This is a genomic window from Curtobacterium sp. MCBA15_008 (assembly GCF_001865065.1).
GTDB lineage: Bacteria > Actinomycetota > Actinomycetes > Actinomycetales > Microbacteriaceae > Curtobacterium.
The window spans coordinates 64,166-81,171 of sequence record NZ_MJGN01000005.1 but is presented as its reverse complement, the minus strand read 5'-3'; the positions used below and the strand labels follow the sequence as shown (position 1 = coordinate 81,171).

At 71.6% G+C, this 17,006-nt stretch carries 15 protein-coding genes; 14 read left to right on the top strand and 1 reads right to left on the bottom strand.

The features are described from left to right. Nucleotides 1-13: 13 nt before the first annotated feature. From BIU96_RS02305 to BIU96_RS02240, 13 genes are all read left to right on the top strand, one after another. Nucleotides 14-802 (top strand): DeoR/GlpR family DNA-binding transcription regulator, encoded by a 789-nt coding sequence (locus tag BIU96_RS02305; protein WP_071291076.1) that lies wholly within the window; start codon nucleotides 14-16, stop codon nucleotides 800-802. Between the two features lie 143 nt (nucleotides 803-945). Further along, nucleotides 946-2,157, top strand: coding sequence for a Gfo/Idh/MocA family protein (locus tag BIU96_RS02300; protein ID WP_071291075.1), 1,212 nt, complete (start codon nucleotides 946-948; stop codon nucleotides 2,155-2,157). Beyond that, entirely contained in the window at nucleotides 2,154-3,464 is a 1,311-nt protein-coding gene (locus tag BIU96_RS02295) for a sugar ABC transporter substrate-binding protein (RefSeq protein WP_071290994.1), read from the top strand. The genes BIU96_RS02300 and BIU96_RS02295 overlap by 4 nt, the downstream gene beginning before the upstream one ends. A 114-nt stretch (nucleotides 3,465-3,578) precedes the next feature. Continuing rightward, nucleotides 3,579-4,529: a carbohydrate ABC transporter permease gene (locus BIU96_RS02290; protein WP_071290993.1), complete on the top strand. Its 951-nt coding sequence runs from the start codon at nucleotides 3,579-3,581 to the stop codon at nucleotides 4,527-4,529. After that, on the top strand, nucleotides 4,526-5,434 hold the full coding sequence (locus BIU96_RS02285) for a carbohydrate ABC transporter permease (RefSeq protein WP_254785907.1): 909 nt from the start codon (nucleotides 4,526-4,528) through the stop codon (nucleotides 5,432-5,434). Before BIU96_RS02290 ends, BIU96_RS02285 begins: the two co-directional genes overlap by 4 nt. Beyond that, nucleotides 5,431-6,204 carry a hypothetical protein gene (locus tag BIU96_RS02280; protein ID WP_071290992.1) on the top strand — a complete coding sequence of 258 codons (774 nt, stop codon included), beginning with the start codon at nucleotides 5,431-5,433 and terminating at the stop codon, nucleotides 6,202-6,204. Before BIU96_RS02285 ends, BIU96_RS02280 begins: the two co-directional genes overlap by 4 nt. Nucleotides 6,205-6,286: 82 nt before the next feature. Beyond that, on the top strand, nucleotides 6,287-6,538 hold the full coding sequence (locus BIU96_RS02275; protein WP_071290991.1) for a hypothetical protein: 252 nt from the start codon (nucleotides 6,287-6,289) through the stop codon (nucleotides 6,536-6,538). Nucleotides 6,539-6,563: 25 nt separating this feature from the next. After that, the gene (locus tag BIU96_RS02270) at nucleotides 6,564-8,249 is read left to right on the top strand and encodes a bifunctional 3'-5' exonuclease/DNA polymerase (RefSeq protein ID WP_071290990.1); all 1,686 of its coding nucleotides are present in this window, start codon (nucleotides 6,564-6,566) and stop codon (nucleotides 8,247-8,249) included. Nucleotides 8,250-8,304: 55 nt separating this feature from the next. After that, nucleotides 8,305-9,123 carry a phosphatase PAP2 family protein gene (locus BIU96_RS02265; RefSeq protein WP_071290989.1) on the top strand — a complete coding sequence of 273 codons (819 nt, stop codon included), beginning with the start codon at nucleotides 8,305-8,307 and terminating at the stop codon, nucleotides 9,121-9,123. A gap of 492 nt (nucleotides 9,124-9,615) precedes the next feature. Next, nucleotides 9,616-11,241 (top strand): serine/threonine-protein kinase, encoded by a 1,626-nt coding sequence (locus BIU96_RS02255; protein WP_071290987.1) that lies wholly within the window; start codon nucleotides 9,616-9,618, stop codon nucleotides 11,239-11,241. 51 nt (nucleotides 11,242-11,292) lie between these two features. Beyond that, nucleotides 11,293-14,427: a GH92 family glycosyl hydrolase gene (locus tag BIU96_RS02250; protein WP_254785906.1), complete on the top strand. Its 3,135-nt coding sequence runs from the start codon at nucleotides 11,293-11,295 to the stop codon at nucleotides 14,425-14,427. A gap of 34 nt (nucleotides 14,428-14,461) precedes the next feature. Beyond that, on the top strand, nucleotides 14,462-14,692 hold the full coding sequence (locus BIU96_RS02245; RefSeq protein WP_071290986.1) for a hypothetical protein: 231 nt from the start codon (nucleotides 14,462-14,464) through the stop codon (nucleotides 14,690-14,692). A gap of 64 nt (nucleotides 14,693-14,756) precedes the next feature. Next, complete coding sequence (locus BIU96_RS02240) at nucleotides 14,757-14,978, top strand: hypothetical protein (RefSeq protein ID WP_139199707.1); 222 nt, start codon at nucleotides 14,757-14,759, stop codon at nucleotides 14,976-14,978. Nucleotides 14,979-15,123: 145 nt separating this feature from the next. Here BIU96_RS02240 and BIU96_RS02235 read toward each other — a convergent pair whose 3' ends face one another. Then, entirely contained in the window at nucleotides 15,124-16,062 is a 939-nt protein-coding gene (locus tag BIU96_RS02235) for an aldo/keto reductase family oxidoreductase (protein WP_139199705.1), read from the bottom strand. Nucleotides 16,063-16,152: 90 nt separating this feature from the next. Between BIU96_RS02235 and BIU96_RS02230 the strand changes: the two genes are divergently transcribed. Continuing rightward, entirely contained in the window at nucleotides 16,153-16,965 is an 813-nt protein-coding gene (locus BIU96_RS02230) for a putative RNA methyltransferase (RefSeq protein WP_083402585.1), read from the top strand. Nucleotides 16,966-17,006: the final 41 nt, after the last annotated feature.

Genomic DNA, 17,006 nt, shown 5'->3' with positions numbered 1-17,006 from the left:
TAGGATGGCCGTCATGACTCCGCAACAGCGGCTCAACGCCCTGCTCGAACTCGTGAGCGAGCGCGGCAACGTGTCCATCGCCGAGATCGGCGAGATGCTCGGGATCTCGCCGGCGACCGCCCGTCGGGACCTGGCGACGCTCGCCGACCAGCGGCTCGTGACACGCACCCACGGGGGAGCCGCTGCGCTCGGCGCCGGGTACGAGCTGCCGCTGCAGTACAAGATCGCCCGCCAGGCCGAGGCCAAGACCGCGATCGCCCGCGCAGCGGCGCGGCTCGTGCACCCGGGCGACACGGTCGGTCTCAACGGTGGGACCACCACGACCGAGGTCGCGCGCGAGCTCGGCAAGAGCGAGCGCTTCACCCGGGCCGACGGCGAGTACGGGGTGACCATCGTCACGAACGCCCTCAACATCGGGTACGAGCTCTCCGTCCGCGCCAACGTCAAGATCGTGGTGACCGGTGGGGTCGCACGCCGCCAGTCGTACGAGCTCGTCGGGCCGCTCGTCCGCGACACGCTCGACGAGTTCGCGTTGGACGTCGTGGTCCTCGGCGTCGACGGCCTGAGCGGGCAGTACGGTGCGACGACGATGCACGAGGGCGAAGCCGAGGTCAGCCGGCACTTCGCGTCCGTCGGTCGTCGCGTCATCGTCGTGGCCGACTCGACCAAGATCGAACGGGCGACCTTCGCCCGGATCTGCCCCCTCGACCGGATCGATGCACTCGTGACGGACCAGCCGGTCCCTCCGGCGTTCGCCGCCGAGCTCGCCAGCGCGGGCGTCCAGCTCGTCGTCGCGGACTGAGCGGCCGGACGCGTCCCGTTCCGCCGGACGTTACCGGCGTGTAAAACCCTTGCATCTCGCTTCCGTGAGCGATCCGTGAGCGCCTATTGTGCATTCATGATCGATTCGGCATCATGGGCGTCACAATCACGCAAGGGAGCGAGATGACCCTCGACACGAACACCCCCCTCCGCGTCGCCGTGGTGGGGATGGGCCAGCGGTCCGCCATCGCGCAGCACGTCGCCGAGGCGGTCGCCGCAAACCCCGACCTGGAGGCACGGGTCACCGCCGTCGCGGACGTCACCGCCGACGGACGGGCACGCGGGCACGCCGAGTACCCCGACGCACGCGTCGTCGAGTCGCACCGCGACCTCGTGGGTGCGGTCGACGCCGCGATCGTCACCACCCCGGACTGGACCCACGCCGAGATCGCGATCGACCTGCTCCGCGCCGGCATCGCGGTCTACCTCGAGAAGCCCCTGGCCATCACGGTCGAGGACGCCGACGCCGTGCTGAACGTCGCGGCCGAGACGGGCACGCCGCTCTACGTCGGACACAACTTCCGGCACGCCGCCGTCGTGCGCCTGATGCGCGAGGTCATCGAGCGCGGTGAGATCGGCGAGGTGAAGGCGGTCTGGGTCCGGCACTTCGTCGGCAACGGCGGCGACTACTACTTCAAGGACTGGCACGCCGACCGCACGAAGGTGAACTCGCTGCTGTTGCAGAAGGCGAGCCACGACCTCGACGTCATCCACGCCCTCGCGGGTGGGTACACGAGCCGGGTCGTCGGGATGGGCACGCTGTCGGTGTACGGCGACGTCACCGACCGGCGCGACCGCAGCGGCGAGCTGATGGGGGACTGGTTCTCGTACGACAACTGGCCGCCGCTGGAGCAGACCGGTCTCAACCCCGTCGTCGACGTGGAGGACGTCTCGATGGTCATGATGACGCTCGACAACGGCGTGCAGGCGAGCTACGAGCAGTGCCACTTCACGCCGGACTACTGGCGCAACTACACGGTCATCGGCACCGAGGGCCGACTCGAGAACATCGGCGACACCGGTGGCGGTGTGGTGAAGGTCTGGAACCACCGTCGCGGGTGGGACGTCCAGGGCGACCACGAGTACCCGATCGACGGCGTCGAGGACGGCCACGCCGACGCCGACCTGCTCACCATGACCGAGTTCCTGCGCAGCGTCGCCCTCGGCGAACCGACCTCGCTCTCGCCGATCGCGGCACGTGCCGCTGTCGCCGCCGGTGCCCTCGCGACCCGCTCGCTCCGCAGCGGATCCGAGCCCATCGACGTCCCCACGCTGCCGGAGGCGACCCTCCGGCACTTCGCGACCACCCCCGTTCCCGAAAGGACCACCCGATGACCGCTCCCACCGCCCGCCCGGGCCGCGGCCGACGCCGCGCACTGCTCGGTCTCGCCGCCGCCGTCAGCGCCGTCGCGCTCCTCGCCGGCTGCAGCACCTCGTCCTCAGGCAGCACCGGCGGCTCCGGCGAGGTCGCGAAGGACACCAAGGCGAACCTGACGTACGCCGTCTGGGACCAGAACCAGGTGAAGGCCATCAAGGCCAACATCTCCGGCTTCAACGAGAAGTACCCCGACATCAAGGTCAACGTCGACGTCACCCCGTACGCCAGCTACTTCACGAAGCTGCAGACGCAGGGCTCGAGCAACACGCTGCCCGACCTGTTCTGGATGAACGGCCCGAACTTCCAGCTGTACGCGGGCAACGGCAAGCTCGCCCCGATCACCGACGAGGTCAAGTCGGGCGCGATCGACCCGAAGAACTACTCGTCGGCGCTCAACAAGCTCTACACGTACGACGGCACCCAGTACGGCGTCCCGAAGGACTTCGACACCATCGGCGTGTGGATGAACAAGTCGCTGTTCGAGCAGGCCGGCGTCGCGATGCCGTCGAAGGACTGGACCTGGGACGACTTCCAGAAGACCGGTGCCGAGCTGTCCGAGAAGCTGAAGAGCAAGGGCGCGTACGGCGCCGCTGCCGGCATGGACGGCCAGACGACCTACTACGACACGATCTTCCAGGCCGGCGGTTCCGTCCTCGACGGCGCCCAGTCGGAGTACGACACGAAGGCATCGGAGGAGGGCCTGCAGTTCTGGACCGACCTGATCGCCTCCGGCGCGTCCCCGTCCATCAAGCAGCTCACGGACACCACCGCTGACCAGTGGTTCACCTCGGGCAAGGTCGCGATGTACCAGGGCGGCAGCTGGTTCCGCTCGGCGCTGATCGGCAGCGACATCGAGAAGGACGTCGTTGCGTACCCGCTGCCGAAGGGCAAGGAGCGGGCCACGGTCATCCACGGCGTCTCGAACGTCGTCGCCGAGGGATCGAAGAACAAGGCTGCGGCGCAGGCGCTGCAGGCCTACCTGGCCTCCAAGCCCGCTCAGCAGCAGCAGGGCGACATGGGCGCGGTCATCCCCGCGTACACGGGGACGCAGGACGCCTTCACCAAGACCATGCCGGACGCCGACCTGCAGGTGTTCCTCGACGCAGTGGAGTACGCCAAGCCGCTGCCGGTGTCGAAGAACACCGCCGCGTGGAACACCCTCGAGACGAACCTGCTCCCGAGCGCCTTCGACGGCTCCGAGCCGGTCGACCAGGTCGCGAAGGACCTGGCGAAGAAGATGGACGCCGCACTCGCCAAGGAGTGACGGCCCCGGTCGACCGGCCGGGCCTGATCCCCGGCCGGTCGACCGTCCTTCGTCCCCCGTGCGACGAGCCACACGTCGCACCAGATCCGACCGCCCTGGCCGAGGAGCGACCTGATGACGACCAACACCCAGCGACGCGATGCTGTACAGGCGTCCCCGCCCCCGACGACCCCCGAGGTCCACCGCACCAGCGCGCCGCGTACCGACGGCTGGTGGCCGTGGCTGTTCGTCCTGCCGCTGCTCATCGGCGTCGGCACGTTCTTCATCTGGCCGATCGTCCAGACGTTCTACTACTCGTTCACCAGCTGGGGGGTGTTCGGCGGGCCGAGCTTCACCGGGATCGCGAACTACGTCCGCCTGGTCACCGACCCGCAGCTCTACCAGTCGCTGCTGAACACGATCGTCTACACGGTCATCGTGCTGCTCGGCATCCCGATCGCGGTGTGGCTCGCGAGCCTCCTGAACACCCCGGGCCTGCGCTTCGCACAGTTCTACCGCGTGCTCTTCTTCCTGCCGTACGTCGCGATGCCGGCCGCGATCGCCCTCGTCTGGCGCATCATGTTCAACGGCGACTTCGGCATCGTGAACTCGTTCCTCGGACTGTTCGGCATCGACGGCCCGTACTGGATCTCCACACCGGGCTTCGCGCTCGTCGCCGTCTCCCTGGTCGGCCTGTGGTCCTCGCTCGGCTTCTCGATGATCATCCTCGGCGCGGGCCTCAAGGACATCCCGCCGGAGCTCTACGAAGCGGCCGAGCTCGACGGAGCCAGCCGGTGGCGGCAGTTCCGATCGGTCACCGTGCCGCTCCTCAGCCCGAGCATCTTCTTCGTGCTCATCGTCACGACGATCTCGAGCTTCCAGCTGTTCGACCTGCTCTACGCGATCCTCGGCCCGCTCAACCCGGTGATCCCGAAGACGATGTCCCTCGTCTTCTACTTCTACAACTCCGGGTTCGTCGACGGCGACAAGGGCTTCGCGGCGGCGATCGCGATGGTGATCTTCCTGCTGATCGGCATCATCACCGTCATCCAGTTCCGTGTCCAGAAGAAGTGGGTCCAGTCATGACCGGCATCACCGCACCGCGCGGCGCCCAGACCGGCGTCACCACGAAGGCGTCCAGCACCGCCCGCGCCCGCTCGGGGACCGGGCCCCGTCGTCGTCAGGGCAGCCACTGGTGGATCCACGTGGTGCTCGGGGTGGGTGGGTTCGTGATGGCGTTCCCGTTCATCTGGCAGATCATCATGGCGCTGTCGACGAACGCGCAGGTGACGTCGCCCACGCCGGTGTTCTGGCCGGGGGAGCTGCAGTGGCAGAACTTCGCGCAGGTGTTCGAGCGCCTGCCGTTCCTGAGCCAGCTCGCGACGTCCGTGTGGGTCACGTTGATCCGCACGATCGCGCAGATCATCCTCTGCACCCTCGCCGGGTACGCGTTCGCGCGCATGCGGTTCCGGGGGCGCGGGCTCATCCTCGCGATCGTCCTGTCGATCCTGCTCGTCCCGTCGCAGGTCTACCTGATCTCGCAGTACCAGATCGTGCAGGGCCTCGGTTGGCTCGACACCCTCGCCGGCATCGTCGCGCCGGGCCTGTTCAGCGCCTTCGGCACGTTCCTGATGCGGACGGCCTTCCTGAACATGCCCGCCGAGCTCGAGGAAGCCGCCCGCATGGACGGCGCGAACCCGTTCCAGACGTTCTGGCGCATCATGCTGCCGCTCGCCCGACCGTCGATGAGCGTCCTCGCGATCACGACCGTGCTCTGGTCGTGGAACGAGCTCCTCTGGCCCCTCGTGGTGTCCACCCGTGCCGAGTCCATGCCCCTCGCCGCCGGACTCGCGACGCTGTCGAGCGACCGGACCGTCGACTACCCGGTGCTGATGGCCGCGAGTCTCATGGCGATGGCCCCGGTGCTCATCATGTTCATCGTGCTGCAGCGGCGGGTGATCGACGGACTCGCCTCGTCCGGGCTGAAGTGACCGCCACCACCCCCGAGCAGGCAGCGCGCCCCGCGTCGGTCTCCCTCCTCACCGCCGCCGCGGCGACGCCCACCGCCGCCGCGGAGGTGGCGTCGGCGCTCGCCGCGACGGTCGCCGACGCCACTCCGGTGGAACAGGAGGCGCTGCTGACGGCGGCGTTCCGCGCCGCGGTGCCCGGCAGCGCCGAGGCGCTCGTGGCGCGCGGGCTCCCGCGCAGCGTCGCCGAGGCGTCCGTCGCCGACGTGGACCGCAAACTCGAGCGGTACGGACTCCGCGGCGCCGGGGTGGACTGGCTCATCTCGGTGCTGACCGGTGGCGTGGTGGCGGTGGGCCGCCTCCAGTTCGAAGTGGGAAACCGCCTGGCGGACGGTTCCCCCGCCTGGGGCGTGCACGTCCCGGAGACCGGACCGCTCGACCCGGACGCGTGCGACCGCGCGTTCGCCCGTGCCCCGGAGGTCCTCCGCCGGTTCGCGCCGACGCTCGCGGCCGACCGGTGGCAGTGCCGTTCGTGGATCCTCGATCCGGGCCTCGCCCGAGCGCTCGGCCCGGACGCGAACCTCGTGCGGTTCGCCCGTCGGTTCCGGCTCGTCCCGCCCGGACCGCACGACGCGGCGGAAGGGGACGCCAGCGTCGCGAAGTTCGTCTTCGGCGTCCCGTTGGCCGCCGCACGGGCGTCGAAGGCACCGGGGCGGCTGCCCGCGGCCGTGCTCGACCGGTGGGCGCGAGGGGCGCACTGGACGGAACGGACCGGCACCGCGCCCGTCGGCTGAGCGTGCCCGCCTCGCCGGAGCGGCCACGGCCACTCCCGCATCGCCGGACCGGCCACAAGCGCGTCCGGGTACCGTGCTGGCCATGACGAAGCCCGACCACGACCACCTCGGCGACGGCGTGGACATGTCCTTCGAGGAACGCCGCCAGGACACCTTCCGCCGCATGTCGGGTTCCGACGAGCACGACGCCGACCCCCGGGTCGAGGTCTCGCGCGCCGAGGACGGCGACGTCCGCATCGACGTCGCCGACACCGCCGCGGTCCGTCCCGGCGGTGTGACACGCTCGAAGGACGACGACGGGCAGGGCTCCGGCGAGGTCGTCGAACTCGACTGACGGTGGAGCACGGCATGATCGTTCCGTGCACCTCGTCCTCCGCCGCGTCGACGGCGGCGTCCTCGCGACGCCCCTGACGGACGCGGGGACCGCCGACGGTGAGCCGATCCGGGTGGACGAGCCGCGCCTCCCGGCCTTCATCGCGTCTCGTGACGCACCCGATGTGCGCTGGGTGTGGGACGACACCGCACGGTGGTACCCGGCCGTGCTCGCGGCCGGTGGCCGGGTCGGCCGCTGCACCGATCTGCGACTGTGCCGCCGGATCCTGCGGTCCGCCCTGTCCGCGCGTGGCTCGGCGCTCGCCGCGGCTCCCGTCGACGGATGGGACGCCGCCGTCCAGGAGGCACGGGTCGTCCGCCCGACGCAGGCCCAGCTCTTCGACGACGCCCTGTTCCAGGTCTCCCCACCCGACGACGCGCTGGATCCGGTCGCGGAGCTCCGCTCCCAACTCGACGCGATCGCCGGATCGACTGCGCCAGGCGCGCTGCGCCTGCTGACCACCGCCGAGTCGGCGGGTGCGCTCGTCGCCGCGGAGATGCTGCACGCTGGCCTGCCGTGGCGGTCAGACGTGCACGAGCAGCTGCTCGAGGACGCCCTCGGCCCACGCGTGCCCTACGGCGTGCGACCCCGACGGCTCGAGGAGATCGCCGCCGTCGTGCGGGACCGGGTGGGGGACGCCACGCTCAACCCGGACTCGCCGGCGGACGTCCTGAAGGCGCTGCGGCGTGCCGGACTGATGGTGACGAGCACCCGCAAGTGGGAGCTGCAGGAGATCGAGCACCCGGTCATCGAACCGCTGCTCGAGTACAAGCGGCTCGCGCGCCTGCTGACCGCGAACGGCTGGACCTGGCTCGACGAGTGGGTGCACGACGGACGGTTCCACCCGAAGTACGTCGTCGGCGGGGTCGTCACCGGGCGCTGGGCCGCCGACGGCGGGGGAGCGATGCAGCTGCCGAAGGGCATCCGCGGTGCCGTCATCGCCGACCCCGGCTGGAAGCTCGTCGTGGCGGATGCCGCACAGCTGGAACCGCGGGTGCTCGCCGCGATGGCCGGTGACCGCGCGATGGCCTCGGCCGGCGACGGGCGCGACCTGTACGACGGCGTGGTGGCCTCCGGTGCGGTCGAGTCGCGGCAGCAGGCGAAGGTCGCGATGCTCGGTGCCATGTACGGGGCGACCCAGGGCGAGGGCGGTCGGCTCGTGCCCCGGCTCGCGCGGGCGTTCCCGGACGCGATCCGGCTCGTCGAGCGGGCCGCACGCGCGGGGGAGCGCGGCGAGCCCGTGACGACGCTGCTCGGACGGACGTCGCCGGTGCCGGAGGCGTCGTGGTTCGAGGCCCGCAACCAGGCGTACACGGTCGACGGGACCCCGGCGATGCAGCGCGCGGTCGAGTCACGCGCCCGGAGCTGGGGGCGGTTCACCCGGAACTTCGTCGTGCAGGGGACCGCGGCCGAGTGGGCGCTGGCGTGGATGGGGTCGCTGCGGTCGCGGCTGGCCGAACGCTTCCCGGGGCGGGTGACCGACGGCCCGCACCTGGTGTTCTTCGTGCATGACGAGATCGTCGTGCACGCCCCGGCGGAGCACGCCGAGTGGGTCGCCGAGCAGGTCCGGGCCGCGGCGGCGGATGCCGGACGGCTGCTGTTCCGGGACTTCCCGGTGGTGTTCCCGCTCTCCGTCGCGGTCGTCGACGACTACGGCGCCGCGAAGGACTGACCTGCTCCGTCCGCGGGGTACGGCATGCACATGCGGACTCGGGCAGGGTGGGTCGATGGACACCGAGCACGCCGACCACCCCGACCAGCGCGAGGTACCGGACCAGCGCGTCGGTGACGTCGACCTCACGACCTGGCGGACGAAGGCCGGGCGTGCGGGTGCGGACCGCTGGACGGAGCTCGGGCACCGGTGGGGGGCCCTGCCGCTCCTGATCGTGACGCTCGTGATCGGCATGGGCGTCGCCGTGATGGCGACCTGGGCAGCGTCCGAGGTGTACGACGCCGTCCGCGAGGGTGACGACGTCGCCGTGCTCGACCGCCCCGTCCTCGACTGGATGCTGACGCTCCGGTCGCCCACCGCCGACACGCTCGTGACGTGGTGGACGGACATCGCCGGCACGATCGGGATGCCGATCGTCGCGCTCGGCTTCCTGGTCGGCTTCACGATCCAACGGCGCGCATGGACGCCGCTCGTGCTCCTGGTGGCGGCGAGCGGCGGGTCGCTGCTCATGACCGTCGCCGGCAAGGACCTCATCGGACGCGCCCGGCCGCCGCTGTCGGACGCGGTGCCGCCGTACGAGCACTCGCCGTCGTTCCCGTCGGGGCACACCCTCAACGCGACGGTGATCGTCGGGACGATCGTGTACCTGCTGATCCTCCGGCAGTCCCGCACGGTCACTCGGGTGTGGACGATCGTCCTGGGCACGGCCTTCGTCGTGTCCGTGGGGATCTCGCGGGTGTTCCTCGGTCACCACTGGTCGACGGACGTCCTGGCGGCGTGGGCGCTCGGGCTGGCGTGGCTGGCCCTGGTGATCACGGCGCACCGGCTGTACCTGACCGCGCTCCGCCGCGGTGCGCGCCCCGTCCGGCGCTGATCGCGAGGAGCCGTGTGCGATATCCACAGGGCTTCGTGGCGGCGAGCCGGAACCGGGAGGATCGAGACGTCGGCCGGGAATCCAGGCGAAGCCCGGCCGGACTCGAAGAAGCACGAGAAAAGCCCCCAGCAGCAACTGGGGGCTGATCTCACCTCGTGAAGAGGTCAGTGGTCTGAGTTGCGTAGTAACTCGAACCGCCGCGGTGTTCGAGTGTACGCGACCCTGCCGGTCATCCGGAAGGGGAGCTCGGACCGCGGTCTCCTGCCCTGGGAACGGAGGCCGGCGATGGCGAAACACCGACATCGTTGCGGTGACCGCAGGCGGCTCGTCGTCGTGCTCGAGGTACTCGGGTTGACGACGGCGATCGTGTCCCTCGTGGCCGCGATCCTGCAGTTGTCGTAGGTCCGCGGGGCGGTCGGAGCACGGTCTCCGGCCGCCCCGTCCTCCGCCGCGGTGCGCGCCCCGTCAGGTCCTCCCGGTAGGTTTCCCCGCATGGAAGAACGGGTCTTCGGCGGTCGGTACCGCGTCACGGGCACGCTCGGTCACGGCGGCATGGCCTCCGTCTACCGAGCGGTCGACGAGCAGCTCGGACGAGAGGTCGCCGTCAAGGTGTTCCGCATCGGACCGGTCGACCACGGGGAGCGGGCACGGGCCGAGGCCGAGATCCAGACGCTCGCCGGACTGCGGAGCCCGGCGCTCGTCACGCTCTACGACGCCGCCCTCGACGACGCCGACGGCGACTCGTACCTGGTGATGGAACTCGTCCCGGGCAGTGACCTGGCGACGCGGCTGCGTGAGGGTGCGCTCGACCCCGCGACCACGGCGCGGGTGGGAGCGCAGGTGGCCGACGGCCTCGCCGCGGTGCACGCGCAGGGCATCGTCCACCGTGACGTGAAGCCGGCGAACGTCCTGCTGGAGAGCGACGGCTCGCACGTCAAGCTCGCGGACTTCGGCATCGCGCTGCTCCGCGACGCCGCGCGCGTCACCGGCACCGGCACCGTGATGGGCACCGCCGCGTACCTCGCACCGGAGCAGGTGACCGCGCAGGGCATCAGCGGCAAGGCGGACGTCTACTCGCTCGGACTGGTCCTCCTCGAGTGCCTGACCGGCCGCCGGCCCTTCCCGGGCAGCGCGGTCGAGTCGGCCACCGCACGGCTCACCCGCGGCCCGGAGATCGACCAGCACCTGCCGACCGCGTGGCGCACGCTGCTGCACGTGATGACGGCGCAGGACCCGGCGGAGCGTCCGAGCGCCGCCGAGGCAGCCCAGCGTCTCCGGGCCCTCGGCCACGACGAGGTCTCGACGGCGACCCAGCTCCTGCCCGGTGGGCCGGGCACGGTCACGCGGGCCGGAGCGGCCGGCGTGGCCGGCGCGGCCGGTGCCGCAGCGGCGGGAGCGGCGGGGGCTGCCGGAGCCGCCCACGCCGACGAGGCGACGCAGGCGATGCCGGTGAGCAGCGCCTCCAGGCCGGACGGCGCGGGCGGTGCGGACGACGCGACCCGCGTGCTGGGCGTGCCTGCCCCGAACGCCTCCGACGACGTCGCGACCACCGTCCTCGGCGCGCAGCGCGGCGCCGGAGCGGGCCAACCCGGCGGACCGGGCCAACCCGGCGGACCGGGCCAGCCGCGTGGTCCGGTCGGTGCGCCTCCGGCCTCCGTGGACGACCCGAAGCGGCGGCGCCGCGGACCGATCATCGCGGCGGTCGTCGTCATCGTGCTCGTGCTCGCTGGCATCGGTGTGGCCCTCTTCGCGCTGAACGGCGACGACTCCACGCCCGCGCCGACGAACTCGAGCGAGCCCTCCAGCCCGACCGACCAGCAGCAGCCGAGCGAGCCCGAGCAGCAGCCGAGCGAACCCGAACAGCAGCAGCCGAGCGAGCCGGAACAGCAGCCCAGCGAGCCCGAGCAGCAGCCGAGCGAGCCGGAGCAGCAGCCGAGTGAGCCCGAGCAGCAGCCGAGCGAACCGTCGGTCGGGCCGGAGCCCAGCACGCCGGTCACCAACCCGGTCGAGGACCCGCAGACCGGCTCCGGCACCGCAGCGGACGGCTCGGGTCCGGGTGGCGCCGCCGACGCCGGACCGGGGAACTCGGAGAACGCGCCGGGGCAGAACAAGCCCTGACGGACACGCCGCGGGTTTTCATCCAGACGCTGGACCAAATAGGCTGACAGCGTGCGAGAACTGCAACGGAGCGGTGGCCCGACGACGGCGGTCGCGGCGCGGAACGGTGTCGGGTTCGGATCGGCAGAGGGCTTCCTCGTCGAACGGCCCGCGGGGGACGCGACCGCTGTCGCCGTCGTCCCCGGCTTCGACGGTCGGACGCTCCAGGGCGGCGACGAGCTGTCGTGGGTGTGGTTCCCGGAGCGGACGCTGCCGGACGGGGCGACCGAACCCACCGAGGCGGACCTGCCGCACTTCTGGGACGCCACGGCCTTCACGCTCGACGTCGTCTTCACCGACGGCACGCGGCTCAGCGACACCGCGGACGTGCACGACCAGTACGGCGACGCGCTGACGCCAGCGGCGCAGGACGGCGCCCGCAAGCAGTGGGTCGACCAGTGGAACCGACGTGCGGTGGACCTCACGTCGTTCGCGGGTCGGGTCGTGGACCGCCTGGAGGCGCGGCTCGGCTCCGCCCCGCAGCCGGACCCCGACGACGACGGACGCCCGGCACTGCGCGGCTGGCTCGACGACGTCCGGATCGAGGCCGCACGCCCGGCCCCGGCCACCCCGCTCGACCACGTCCGCACGACCCGCGGTACCCAGGCGTCCTCCCGGTTCTCCCGCGGCAACAACGCGCCCCTCGTCGGCCTGCCGCACGGCGGGGTCTTCGGGCTGCCGATGACCGACGCGTCGAGCAACCGCTGGCCGTACGCCTACCAGGAGCACGACCGCGTCGACGCCGAGGGACGACTCCGCCCGGCGATCCAGGCGTTCGCCACGAGCCACATCCCGTCGCCGTGGATGGGGGACCGGGGCGTCTTCCAGGTGATGCCCTCACCGCTGGACACCCCCGACCCGGACCGCTCGGCGCGCGCGCTCGGCTTCGACCACGACGACGAACTCGACGGGCCGCACCGCTACCGGGTCGCCCTCGACGGCGGCGTGACGGCCGAGATGACGGCGGGGGAGTTCGCGCTCGGCTTCCGCTTCACCGGCACCCGCAGCGTCGTGCTCGACCACCACGGCCGGGTGTCCGACGTCTCGGTGACGGTCACGGACGGCACCGCCGTGGTCGAGGCCCTGCTCGACGACCGGCCGGGCACCCCGCCCCACCACGTGCACGTCCGGGTGCCGGGTGTGACGGCGGACCACACGACCGTCGGCGAGCACGAGCTGCGCGGGTGGCTGACCGTCGGGGGAGCGACCACCGACGTGCTGCTCGGCATCTCGACGGTCTCGGCGGAGGACGCCCGCGCGAACCTCGACGCCGCCGGGTCGTTCGACACCATGGTCCTCGTCGCCGCGGAACGCTGGACGGCGGAGCTCGCGACCCTGTCCTTCGACGGCGCGACCCCGGACCAGCTGACCTCCCTGTACTCGGGGCTGTACCGGCTCTTCCTCTACCCGAACCGTGCCGGCGAGACCGCACGCGACGGGGTGCCGCGCCACCGCTCCCCGTACGGCGCCGTGCAGGCGGAGCCGATCCGCGACGAACCCGGCCCCGAGATCGTGGAGGGCCCGTTCACCACGACGAACGGCTTCTGGGACACCTACCGCACCGCGTGGCCGCTGCTCGCGCTCCTCACCCCGGACACGGCGGCCGGACTCGCGCAGGGCTTCGTCGAGCACCACCACGACGGCGGCTGGACGCCCCGGTGGAGTGCCCCCGGCGCCGAGGACTGCATGACGGGCACCACGAGCGACACCGTCTTCGCCGACCTCGCGGCGAAGGGCGTGACGGGCTTCGACCTGGCGGAGGCGTACCGGAGCGCACTGCGCAACGCGACCGTCCCGCCACGGGACGAACGTGTCGGGCGCAAGGGGAGCCTCCCGGGCGCCTTCCGCGGCCACGTCGACACCGTGACCCACGAGGGGATGTCCTGGACCCTCGACGCCGCCATCAACGACTGGGGGCTGGCGGTGATGGCGAGTCGCCTCGCCGCGCGGGCCCAGACGCCGGCGGACCTCGCCCGCTACGAGGCCGAGGCGGAGTGGTTCTCACGCCGTTCGCTGCAGTACCGGAACGTCTTCGACTCCGAGCGTGGGTTCTTCATCGGCCGCGACCCGGACGGCTCGTGGCGGATCGGCACCGAGTTCGACCCGCGTGACTGGGGTGACGACTACACCGAGACGAACGCGTGGGGCACGGCCTTCACCGCCCCGCACGACGGTGCCGGCGTCGTCGACCTGCACGGCGGCCCCGAGCGGTTCGACGCCGCACTCGACGCGTTCTTCGCCACGCCGGAGACCGGAGCGACCGTGCGGTCCGGGTCCTACGGCTTCCCGATCCACGAGATGACCGAGGCCCGCGACGTCCGGATGGGCATGCTCGGCCTGTCGAACCAGCCCGCGCACCACATCCCGTTCTTCCCGATGTTCACGGGCCGGCACGACGACGCGCACCGGGTCGTCCGCGAGGCCCTCGAGCGCCTGTTCGTCGGCTCCGACCTCGGCCAGGGCTACCCCGGAGACGAGGACAACGGCGAGATGAGCGCCTGGTACGTCTTCGCCACGATCGGCCTCTACCCGCTGGCACCGTCGACTGGTTCCTACGTGCTCGTGCCGCCGTCGGTCCGCAGGACGGTGCTGCGCCAGCCGGGAGGCGCGGAGACCGTCATCGAGGTCGCCGCCGGTTCCACGGGCGCCTACGTCGCGTCGGTGACGGTCGACTGCTCGCCCTGGACGTCGGTCAGCATCCCGCACGACGTGGTGGTGCGGGCGTCACGCATCGAGTTCACGCTGTCGGAGACGCCGCAGGGTTGGGCGTCGGACACCCGCCCGGTGTCCGCGTCCGACGTGCACGGGTACCGGGACACCCCGGTCGACGTGCTGCCGTGCACGTCTCCGACCTCGGACGACGTCGGACGGACGGTGACGGCGCTCGCCGCTGGGTCGTCGGTCGCCTTCGATGTCGCACCCGTCGAGAGCTCGCTCTACACGGTGACCGTGGCGACACCCGGCACGTACTCGTGGGAGGCCTCGCTCGGCGACACCCGCGTCACGGTGCAGGACGCCGTCTTCGACTGGGCCGGCCAGACCCGGGTGTTCCGGCTGCAGGGCAGCGGTTCGGCGTTCGCGTTCACGGCGCGCTCCGACCTGGAGCTCACCCAGCTCGAACTCATCGCGGCCGACGGACAGCGTTGACCCGCCGTTCACCCGACCGGAGCATGCTCGGCGCATGTCGATGAGCGCACCCTTCGATCCCGAACAGCCCGGCCGTTCCGTCCCCGTGGACGGGTCCGACGAGGACGAACTCCAGGTGGAGGAGGACCGCGGCGCCGACGTCGGCGAGGACTCCGACGACCCGAGTGCCTCGCCGGTCGACCACCACGACGAGGACGAGGCCGGCGGCGGACCGGTCTTCCGCCGCCCGCACGCCGGCGACCGCCTGCACCCGGACGACCTCTGACCACATCGCGCGTGCCGAGCCCGCTCTTGGCGGATTGCCAAGCGCGCCCGGCATGCTCGTCCGCATGTCGATTGCGAACTCGTTCGATCCGTCCCAGGGCCGCGCGATCCCCGAGGACCAGCTGACCGAGAGCGGGCTCGAGCTCGACGAGGACCCGGCGATGCTCGGGATCTCGTTCGACGTGGTGGGCGGCGCGTCCGCCGACCCCGCGGCGGTGTCGCCCGTGGACATCGCCGTGCCGGTGCCGGTGCCGGTGCCGACGTCCGCCGACTCCTCCGACGACTAGCGCGCGCCTGGTCGAACCGGGCGTACTCGGTCGAACCGGGCGTACTCGGACGAATCGGGCGTACCTGGTCGGAAGTTCCGACCGGGTACGCCCGAAGGTGCAATGCATCGCGTGCGTTCTGGGAAGGAACGTCAGCGGTGCCGGGTCAGGGAACGGTGTGTCCCGCGGCCGTGAAGATGCGGTACCACTCCTCGCGGGAGAGCTCGACGTCCGAGCCCGCCGCCGAGTCGCGCACGCGCTGCGGGTTCGTCGTGCCGAGGACGACCTGGAAGTGCGCGGGGTGCCGGGTGATCCACGCAACCGCGATGCCGGTCGGGGTGACGCCGTGCGCCGCCGCGATCTCGTCGAGCAGGTCGTTGAGCTCCGCGTACTGCTCACGGTCGCCCAGGAAGACGCCGTCGAAGAAGCCCTTCTGGAACGGCGACCAGGCCTGCAGCGTCACGTCGTTCAGCCGCGAGTAGTTGAGGATGTCGTTGTCGCGGTCGATCGACTGGACGAGGCCGCCCATGTTCGCGGACACGCCCTGCGCGATGACGTTGGCGTGGGTGATGCTCAGCTGCACCTGGTTGAACGCGAGCGGCTGCTGCACGTGCTTCTTGAGCAGCTCGACCTGACCGGGGGTGTGGTTCGAGACGCCGAAGTGGTGCACCTTGCCGGCGGCGTGCAGCTCGTCGAACGCCTTCGCGACCTCCTCCGGCTCGACGAGCGCGTCGGGGCGGTGCAGGAGCAGGACGTCGATGTAGTCGGTGCGCAGGGCGGTGAGTGACTCCTCGACCGACTCGAGGATGTGCTCGTACGAGAAGTCGAAGTAGGCGCCGTGCGGCGTCGGCCGGATCCCGACCTTCGTCTGCAGCACGATCTCGGCGCGCTCGGCGGGGGACAGGCCTAGGGCGGCGCCGAAGCGCTCCTCGCAGCCGTGCCACTCGCCGTACACCGCGGCGTGGTCGAACATCGTCACGCCGGCGTCGCGCGACGCCGCGTAGAGCGAGCGGATGTCCTCGTCGCTCATGTCGTTGATCCGCATCAGGCCGACGATGACGTCGGAGGCGGTGAGGTCCGTCTGTGGCAACTCCAGTGTCTTCACGCCCACGATCCTGCCACCGGCACCCGCGGACAGGCAGGCCCTGCCCGTACCCGTGACGGCCCGCCTCGCCGACGCCCGTACGCTGAACGGGTGCGAGACGACCTGCTGCCGATGCTCGCCTGCCCCGTCTGCGCGGAGCCCCTCGCCCGCGTCGGACCCGGGCAGGTCGGCTGCGCGACCGGACACCGGTTCGACGAGGCGAAGCAGGGACACCTGACGCTCCTGCCGGCGAAACGGCGGGCCCTCACCGCGGACACCCCGGAGATGGTCGACGCCCGCCTGCGCTTCCTCGGCCGCGGACACTACGCACCCGTCGAGCGTGCGCTCGCTGCGGTCGTCGCCGAGGCGACCGCCCCGGGCATCGTCCTCGACGTCGGTTCCGGTCCGGGGACCTACCTCGCGCACGCGCTGCGCGGGGCGGAGGGGAGGCGCGGGGTCGCTTTGGACCTGTCGCCGGTCGCGATCCGTCGCGCGGCTCGGGCACACGAGCGAGCGGGGGCCGTCGTCGGGGACGTGACGGAGCGCCTCCCGGTCGTCGACGGCGCGGCAGCCGTCGTGCTCGACGTCTTCGCACCCCGCAACCAGACCGAGTACGCCCGCGTGCTGCACCCCGACGGTGTGCTCGTCGTGGTGACGCCGCGGACCGGGCACCTGGCAGAGCTCGCCGAGGCGACGATCACCGTCGACCCCGAGAAGGAACGACGCCTGCACGACTCCCTGACGCCGGCGTTCGTGCTGCGGTCCTCCGAGGACCTGACCTGGACGATGGACCTCACCGCCGAGGACGTGCACGACGTGGTGCACATGGGCCCGAGTCACCACCACGTCGCACCCGACGCGGTGTTCGCCACCGCGACGGTCACGGCGGCCGTGACGATCAGCACGTGGACGCCCACGCGCTGAGGAACGCCCTGACCGGTTTTTCGCAATGTCGGATCCGGACC

Excerpts from the sequence above, each read along its gene's own strand:
- BIU96_RS02305 (WP_071291076.1), top strand. The coding sequence starts at position 14 with ATGACTCCGCAACAGCGGCTCAACGCCCTGCTCGAACTCGTGAGCGAG.
- BIU96_RS02300 (WP_071291075.1), top strand. The coding sequence starts at position 946 with ATGACCCTCGACACGAACACCCCCCTCCGCGTCGCCGTGGTGGGGATG.
- BIU96_RS02295 (WP_071290994.1), top strand. The coding sequence starts at position 2,154 with ATGACCGCTCCCACCGCCCGCCCGGGCCGCGGCCGACGCCGCGCACTG.
- BIU96_RS02290 (WP_071290993.1), top strand. The coding sequence starts at position 3,579 with ATGACGACCAACACCCAGCGACGCGATGCTGTACAGGCGTCCCCGCCC.
- BIU96_RS02285 (WP_254785907.1), top strand. The coding sequence starts at position 4,526 with ATGACCGGCATCACCGCACCGCGCGGCGCCCAGACCGGCGTCACCACG.
- BIU96_RS02275 (WP_071290991.1), top strand. The coding sequence starts at position 6,287 with ATGACGAAGCCCGACCACGACCACCTCGGCGACGGCGTGGACATGTCC.
- BIU96_RS02265 (WP_071290989.1), top strand. The coding sequence starts at position 8,305 with ATGGACACCGAGCACGCCGACCACCCCGACCAGCGCGAGGTACCGGAC.
- BIU96_RS02255 (WP_071290987.1), top strand. The coding sequence starts at position 9,616 with ATGGAAGAACGGGTCTTCGGCGGTCGGTACCGCGTCACGGGCACGCTC.
- BIU96_RS02245 (WP_071290986.1), top strand. The coding sequence starts at position 14,462 with ATGTCGATGAGCGCACCCTTCGATCCCGAACAGCCCGGCCGTTCCGTC.
- BIU96_RS02240 (WP_139199707.1), top strand. The coding sequence starts at position 14,757 with ATGTCGATTGCGAACTCGTTCGATCCGTCCCAGGGCCGCGCGATCCCC.